At 62.0% G+C, this 7,940-nt stretch carries 4 protein-coding genes and 2 pseudogenes; 3 read left to right on the plus strand and 3 right to left on the minus strand.

Going from position 1 to position 7,940, the window contains the following annotated elements:
* Window positions 1-4: 4 nt before the first annotated feature.
* From M3461_15265 to M3461_15275, 3 genes and pseudogenes are all read left to right on the plus strand, one after another.
* Window positions 5-538 (plus strand): annotated as a pseudogene (locus M3461_15265) (DUF488 domain-containing protein).
* A 136-nt stretch (window positions 539-674) separates the two neighbouring features.
* Window positions 675-1,127 carry a CBS domain-containing protein gene (locus M3461_15270; GenBank protein ID MDQ3775607.1) on the plus strand — a complete coding sequence of 151 codons (453 nt, stop codon included), beginning with the start codon at window positions 675-677 and terminating at the stop codon, window positions 1,125-1,127.
* 10 nt (window positions 1,128-1,137) lie between these two features.
* Window positions 1,138-3,619 (plus strand): annotated as a pseudogene (locus M3461_15275) (NAD-dependent epimerase/dehydratase family protein).
* Between the two features lie 594 nt (window positions 3,620-4,213).
* On the opposite strand, the gene M3461_15280 reads toward M3461_15275, so the two are convergent.
* The 3 genes from M3461_15280 to M3461_15290 all read right to left on the minus strand — a co-directional run.
* The gene (locus tag M3461_15280; protein ID MDQ3775608.1) at window positions 4,214-4,414 is read right to left on the minus strand and encodes a hypothetical protein; all 201 of its coding nucleotides are present in this window, start codon (window positions 4,412-4,414) and stop codon (window positions 4,214-4,216) included.
* Window positions 4,415-4,461: 47 nt separating this feature from the next.
* Window positions 4,462-7,008, minus strand: coding sequence for an NAD-dependent epimerase/dehydratase family protein (locus tag M3461_15285; protein MDQ3775609.1), 2,547 nt, complete (start codon window positions 7,006-7,008; stop codon window positions 4,462-4,464).
* Between the two features lie 621 nt (window positions 7,009-7,629).
* On the minus strand, window positions 7,630-7,940 hold a 311-nt coding region (locus M3461_15290; GenBank protein ID MDQ3775610.1), incomplete at its 5' end, for an efflux RND transporter permease subunit.

The raw sequence follows: 7,940 nt of genomic DNA on the forward strand, positions 1-7,940 counted from the left end.
AACCATGGGCTCAACGATCTGGACGATAGGCCATTCGACCCGCCCGCTGGACGCGTTTCTCGAGCTGCTCGCCCGCTACCGGCTGGAGGCGGTCGCGGATGTGCGCCGCTTCCCCGGATCGAGGCGCTACCCTCAGTACGCGGAAGCGGCGCTCAGCGCTATGCTCGCCGAGCACGGCATCGCCTATCGCTGGGTTCCCGCGCTCGGGGGCCGGCGCCGGCCGCTGCCCGATTCGCCGAACGTCGCATGGCTCAACGCCTCGTTTCGCGGTTACGCCGACCATATCGGCAGCGCGGAGTTTTCCCGGGGCTTGGACGACCTGCTTGAACTTTCCGGGCGCCTGCGCACAACGCTCATGTGCGCGGAAGCGGTATGGTGGCGCTGACACCGGGCGCTGATCGCGGATGCGCTGTGCGTCCGCGGTATCGAAGTAGTGCATATCCTCGATGCGAAGCACACCGTCGTGCATCCCTACACGTCGCCCGCTCGCATCGTTCAAGGCCGGCTGAGTTATGCGCCGGCGGAACACGAGGGCTAATCGCGCCGACAAGCGCCACTTCGCACAGGACCTCGTTTATCGTCGATTCTTTGGGGCGGCCATTAGCGAGATCCGCGAATTTGCGGTGCGATCGCCGCTGGCGCGTAGCTTGAACCCGCACGGAGAGTGACAAAGAATGAACATGAAGCTTGTCAGCAGCATAGACGTTGTAGCACGTTCGCGACTGGTGACGATAAACGTCGATGCGTTGCTCGTGGACGTAGCGAAACTGCTCTCGAGCACGCAGATCAGTCTTGTCGTCGTCTGTAATTCCGATGGGGCAATGGTGGGTGTTATCACCAAAACGAATATCGTCCAGCAGATCGGTCGTTGCGGGGACAGCGTCTGCACGACCGTGGCCGCTGACGTGATGACCCGGGATGTCGCCTACTGCCGCCCGACCGACTCCCTGCCCGATGTCTTGTCGATGATGCAGAAGTGCGGCTTCGTACACATTCCCGTCGTCGACGAGAATTCCAAACCGTCTGGCGTCGTCAATGCGCGAGATGCGCTTCGGGCGCTGATGGCGGAAGAAAAGTACGAAGCGTCGCTTCTGCGGGATTACGTAATGGGTATCGGCTACCGGTGAGGATTGGCCGATGACACGCGCAGACCGAAGGCCGATCGTCCTCATCACCGGCGCGACCGGCAACCTCGGCCGTTCGCTCGGCGAGGCGCTCGCTCGCGACTACCGGATCGTCGGGCTCGACCTTAAGGCGGAGGGCGCCGACTTCCCTGTGTTCGAGGCCGACTTCACGTCCGATGCCGCGGTCGAGCTGGCATTGCGCAAGGTCCGCGACGCGTTCGGCTCGCGCATCGCCAGCGTCATCCACCTCGTCGCCTATTTCGACTTTACCGGCGAGGACCACCCGCTCTACCAATCCGTCAATGTCGAGGGCACGCGGTGCCTTCTGCGCGCGCTGCAGGACTTCGAAGTCAAGCAATTCGTCTATGCGAGCACTATGCTCGTGCACGCGCCTTGCCGCCCCGGCGAGCGCATCGACGAGCACCAGCCGATCGAACCGCGCTGGGCGTATCCGAAGTCGAAGGCCGCCGCCGAAGCGCAGATCAAGGCCGAACACAAACACATTCCTTACGTCATTCTGCGGCTGGCCGGCGTCTACGACGAGCACGCAACCGTGCCGACGATGGCCCAGCAAATGGCACGGATCTACGAGCGCGACTTCCAGAGCTACTTCTACTCAGGCAGCACGCTGGTCGGCCAGGCAATGCTCCACCGCGACGACATGCTCGAAGCGTTCCGCCGCGCCGTCGATCGCCGCGATGTGCTGCCGCCCGAAACCGAGATCCTGATCGGTGAGCCCGACGCGATCGGCTACGACGCGCTCCAGGACGAGCTCGGCGAGCTCATTCACGGTGTGGATGACTGGCCGACGCAGCGCCTGCCAAAGCCCATCGCCGCCGCCGGCGCGTGGGCGCAGGGCCAGCTCGAGCCGGTGATCCCCGACGCGATCGACGGGGGCGAGGCGCCGTTCATCAAACCCTTCATGGTCGCTATGGCCGACGACCACTACGCGCTCGACATCCGGCGCGCCCGCGATCTGCTCGGCTGGGAGCCGCGACACCGATTGAAAGATGAGCTGCCGCGCCTCGTCGCAGCTTTACAGAACGACCCGGCCGGTTGGTACGAAACCAACGGCGTCACGCCGCCGGCCTGGATCAGCAAGGCAAACGACCTGGGTAAAAATCCGGAGAAGCTACGCGTCCTCCATGAGGCGCAGGTTCGGACCGAGCACGGCGCCAACCGCTGGGCGCATTTCGTCAATATGGGCCTTGCCACTTGGCTCATCACTCAGCCGCTGCTGATCAACATCGAGGAACCGCTCCTGCGCCAGAGCGAAATAGGTCCTTGGCGCGACGCTCATGGTCTCCGCTGCCCTGGCGCTGTCCTGGCGCGCGCAATGGGCGCGCTGGCTGTGTGCCGGTATCGGCGCACTGGTGATGGGTGTGCCCTTCCTGTTCTCGACGGAGAACGCCGCCGCCTATCTTTCCGACACGCTCGTTGGTGCGCTGATCTTTGGCTTTGCAGTCTGCACCAAGCCCGAGCCGGGTCCCTCGGCGATCGCCGCGCTCACCGGTCCTGCGGTGCCGCCGGACTGGAGCTACAACCCGTCCGGCTGGACGCAGCGCTTGCCCATCATCGTGCTGGCGCTCCTCGGCCTCTACGTCTCACGCTACCTCGCTGCCTACCAACTTGGCCACATACCCGACGTATGGGATCCGTTCTTCGCCGGCTCGCCCCTGGATCCGCAAAACGGTACCGAGGAGATCATCACCTCCGCAGTTTCAAGAGCGTGGCCAGTCTCCGATGCCGCCGTCGGGGGCTACACTTATCTGCTTGAGATCCTCACCGGCATCGTCGGCTCGCGGATGCGTTGGCGCACCATGCCCTGGCTGGTGGTGCTGTTCGGCCTGATGATTGCGCCGCTCGGCATCACCTCGATCTTCTTTATCATCATCCAGCCGATCGTCATCGGCACCTGGAGCACCATTGCGCTGATCGGCGCGGCGGCGGTACTTATACAAATCCCTTATTCACTCGACGAACTGCTCGCAACTCTGCAGTTCCTGCGCCGTCGCGCGAAGGCCGGCCAGAACTGGCTGCGCGTGCTCTTCGTCGGCGACACCGACGAGATGCGGGAGACGCACAGCGAGCCCATCACCGACGAGTTCGACCAGTCGCCCGGCGCCGTGATCAAGAGTATGGTCGGCGGCGGCGTCAGCCTACCGTGGAACCTGGCTCTGGCAGCCCTCATTGGCCTGTCGCTACTGTTCACGCGCATTACGCTCGGTGCCGATGGCAGCCTGGCGAATGCCCACCACGTGATCGGCTCGCTTGTTCTGACCGTAGTCTCGATCGCCGCGGCTGAAGTCGCCCGGCCGGTGAGATATCTCAGTGTTCCACTTGGAGCCCTATTGATCGCTGCACCCTTCATGTTTGGTGCAAGCGTGGTTACGACCGTCGTCAGTATGGTCTTGGGCGCTGGGCTGGTAGTGCTCAGCATCCGCTGTGGCCCGATCCGGGAGCGCTACGGCAACTGGAATCGCTTGATAATTTAACCGATGTCACGGGGCGAAAAGAGTAGATTCCGTATTCGTCGACAGTCGCGTTCGCGACGAGACAGCAACCAGCACCCGCCCCGCCGCTGATTTGTGCAACAACGCCGCTTTGGGGTATCGTCATCGGCGTGATCGCCCTCGTCGTGCGCGCCTACGTGCTGCCGGGGTGCGCCGAATCGAGGTCCCAGCATGAAAGAGCAGGTAGCACCGTTGTCCCGCGTGAGCGAGATCTCGACCAAGGTGGCCGAAGTGCTTTCCGATCGACTGCGGACCGCACGAATAGGAATTTCAAAAGCCCTTTTTCGCCAAGAGGTAGAGTAGTGCTGGGCTCGTGAGCTGTCAAGCATACCGGTCCTCGGCCTGGGATCGGGGCAATTTCGGGCCCTTCCTCGGCCCGAGGCGCTATGTTTCGGAGCGTTTTGGCGTCTCGGGCGAGCGAGGGCCAAGGGGGAGGGTCGGCTCAGGGGCTGAACCGGATGGGAGGGGGGATCGGTGGGGGATCAGATGCTATGTAGGGCCACTCAGGCTACCCTTTCGGCGCATTGACTAAACTAACCCATCGAGAGGAGAGCGAAGATGAACCGAGTGACCCCCCTACAGAGCAACGATAACGCAGCAGAGGGCGTGTTGTACATGGCGATGGAGTTGGGCGACAAGCGCTGGAAGCTGGTGGCTGTGCGGCAAGGACGCCACCACCTTCAAGTAGGCGGCCAGGATTAGCAGAAAGATCAGATACCAGGTCAGATTGCGGCCCGGGATGAAGTGCGCCTGGACATGCAGCAGGAATACGTCCATCCAGCCCCAGCCGCGCGCGCGTCATCGGATCGCGCCCAGCCCTCGGTTCAAAACACGTATCGGTCCCAGCTCCCGTAGAAGTTGCGCACCGGCCCCCTCGGAATCGCGAGGACGATCAGGAGCGCGCCGCTCGCCACGCTGTTCCAGACAGCAAGGCTCGAGCCGACGCCATCGAGCAGCCAAGGTGCAGCGAGCAGCCACGCGCCGAACAGCATGTTCACGAAACGCACGGGGCGCGCGACCTCGGCCCACGCGATGATCGAGAAGGTCACGACCAGCGCGCCGACCAGATGATCGCTGCTCGCCATCGAGCCGGAGTTGTCAAACGTCATGCGGGTGAACATGAGCGAGATGCCGATTGCGATGCTCAGGACTAGCGGGGCAGGAACCGTCACGCCGCGCGCTCCTTCGGCGATCATCTCGCGCGTGGTGCCGGCAAATTCTTTGGCGTTGTCCTCGCTACCGCCGTCCATGGCATCCCCCATCCAGAACGTGCGCCACAACGCTTTGCCCTTGCGGTGCGCGTCCAGCATGAACTGGCCCATCGCGACGAACTCGTCGAGCGAATACGGAATCATGATGGCCATCGCGAGCGCAGCGATCAGGCACAAGCTGCACCAGGTGCCGATCACGATCGGCTGGACGATGATGAAGAAAATGCTGACGCCGCCCAATGGCACGACGAGAACGATGAAGCCCAACACCATCCAGGGCATCGTGCGCCAGCGCCGCTTATCGCCCATTACTGCCATCAGCAGCTCCATCACATAGGCGACGGTGCCGACGCCCGCATCGGCGATGGGCCAGGCCTTTGACATTTCGGAAGTGATAATGGTCATCGTTCCATCGCCAAAGAACGGATCCCAAGCGCGGTCGATGTGCCCGAGCTGATAGGCCGTGAGATAGCGCGAGATGAAAATCCCAAACACCGCGAGCGCAGCGATCGGCAGTCGCTGCAGCCAGCTCGACGGCGTGTAGTTCCAGCCGGGCGGGATGTCGGGGCCGCCCATCATGCCTTCCATACTCATACCCGGCATCATCGGGATCAGCACGGAGAACGCGATGACGAGCGCACCGACCAGCGTGCCGTTGTTGTAGGCCTCAGGTAGCGGGGTCCAGAAGACGAGCGGCGCGAAGAGGAGCCAGAAGCCGACCGCGGCGCTTGCCCATTGCGACCAGCTATAGCGGCGCGAGGGTGAGGCCGCGAGCATGCCGAAGATCACGATTAGCGCGCCGCTTACCATGTCGCTCCATGCCATCGCAAGATTGCGCCACTCGACGGAAGGGAGATTACGCTCCTTCATCACGCGCAGCACGTTCGCGTCGGGCACGTAATCACTCATATAGCCCAGCGCGAACGGACTCGTAACAAGCCAGAGACCCAGCACGATATTGGCGTAATGCGGCCAGAGCATCTTGCGGTGTTCTTCCCGCATCATGTCGCCGTGCTCGTGCCCGTTCATACCGGCCATCTCATGTGCGCCACCGTGCTCGACCATTTTCATCTGCTCGTCATGAGGCGCGGGCGCAGCGGCCGCAAGCTCGGTTGGTGGCTCCAATTTGTTATCCTTGTACCATTCGAGCGGATTCGCTTTCAGCATTGCGACCATTTTCGGCAGCATGGTGCGCAGGCCGAGCTTCGGAGCCCAACCCAAAATGTCTTTCGCGCGCGAAATGTCGAGCGCGTAATGGTCATCAGCGAGATCGACCATCCATGGCTTAATGAAAGGGTCTTCTCCGGGAAGCGCGTCTTCGACCCACGCGCCCGCCTTTGCAAGCGGTTTCGCGATTTCTTTCGTCTCCCATTCCCCGTTGTGTATGAGCCGCCCAAAGTCGCGCTGCAGTTCGCCGTAGCTCACGGTTTCCTCTTCCCCCATGAGCAATGTGAGTTCCGGCGGCAGCCCATTGCGCTTGTCCACGAGCCGGAACAAACCGTCGAGTAGATCGTCCATGTGCAGCATGGACTGCCCGCGATTCAAATCGCCAGGATAAAAATGGCTGACCAGCTTCTTCTCGTAGATGCGTGCCATCTGCTCGGTCAAGAAAGTGGAATTGCCCTCCTCATCGTAAATGCCGGCGAGGCGCAGAATCACTACAGGAACGGAACCTCGCTGTTGCTTGATCAATTGCTCGGTTTCGGCCTTCGACTGCGGATACGCCCACTTCGGTTCGAGCGGCGAATCTTCGTTGATGCGGCATCCCGGCTCGCAAGGCGCATGGACCAGCATCGTGCTGGCATAAACGAATTGCTCGGCTTCGAATTCTTGCAGCCCCTTGAGCAGCCGCTCGGTGCCGCGTACCGTGATTTCTTGATATTTCGGACTCGCTTCGCCCGAGAGATCGTAGTAGGCGGCGAGATGGATGACTGAGGCGATCCGCTTGCCGTAACCTTCGCGCACCCGTCTTAGCGCTAATTGAACGCTTTTGTCGGAACCAAAATCTACGCATACACACTCGGCGAAAGGCGGCGGATGCGGAGACATCTCGCGATCGAAGCCGATCAGATTGAATTTTCCTTTGAAGCGCTCGAGCAACGCCGATCCGATCCGGCCGGTGCTGCCGGTGACGATGAGGTTTGGTTTTTTCGAGTCCATGATCTCTCCTTATTGAAATTGAAAACTTGTTGTACGAGGGCGGTGAAACCCTCCGCGATTAGCTATTCTCGGTTGGAATAAACTTCTTCGTCGCGAGGTTCCCCGTCCAAGCCAATCATTAAGCCGCTAGGTCCCCCGCCAAGACTGAAGAATTTGATCGGACAGACCCCCTCCCACTACGAGGTCCTCGGCCTGACCTCGCCACGCCCGGGCTGGCGCAGTTCCTACCCTGCCCGCGATCGGCACGGCGGGCGCGAACAGGTCGGCCGTTCGTATTATACGGCAGCCGGCCGCGCCGCGTGTACAGCCATGCCGCCCCGATCGCACCGAACAGGCCGCCGAAAAAGGCGAGACCACCCGCATGCGCCACGGCTCGCGGGCGTACGCCAGCGGATCGTTCTGGAGGATGAAATAGTAGCCGTGCGCCAACCAACGTCCTTCCGAGAGTCCAGAGGAGCAGGTCCTCAAGCCCTGTCCCGTGCCACCCCTGCACGCGACGCCCAGCGGCGTACCAGCGCGGCTCCGACAATGAACGTCGCCGCTCAGCCGAGGCCGTATCAATTGACGGGAATCGGTCCCAGGTGCCACACGGGATTCGAGTGAAACTCAATCATCAGTTGCTCACAGCGTCATGCCGGACACCTTCAGACGGCCCTTCCGGAGCGCCCGCACCTTCATGATGTAGAAGATGACAGGGATGTTAATGAGCACGTGGATCGTCGAAGTGATCATCCCGCCGATGATCGGCGCCGCGATTGGCTGCATGACGTCAGAACCGACCCCGCTGCTCCACATGATCGGCACAAGCGATGCCATGACGACGCTCACCGTCATCAGCTTCGGCCGCAGCCGGAGCACCGATCCGCCGATCGTCGCTTCCAGGACGTCACGCTCGGTGATCTCGCCGCCTCGGTGAAGACGCTTGTCCAATG

It is taken from the genome of Pseudomonadota bacterium, from assembly GCA_030860485.1.
In the GTDB taxonomy this organism is placed as follows: Bacteria; Pseudomonadota; Gammaproteobacteria; order JACCXJ01; family JACCXJ01; genus JACCXJ01.

What these genes read in the sequence shown, in the direction of transcription:
- M3461_15280 (MDQ3775608.1), bottom strand. Translation starts at nt 4,414, where the DNA reads ATGGACGTATTCCTGCTGCATGTCCAGGCGCACTTCATCCCGGGCCGC.
- M3461_15285 (MDQ3775609.1), bottom strand. Translation starts at nt 7,008, where the DNA reads ATGGACTCGAAAAAACCAAACCTCATCGTCACCGGCAGCACCGGCCGG.
- M3461_15270 (MDQ3775607.1), top strand. Translation starts at nt 675, where the DNA reads ATGAACATGAAGCTTGTCAGCAGCATAGACGTTGTAGCACGTTCGCGA.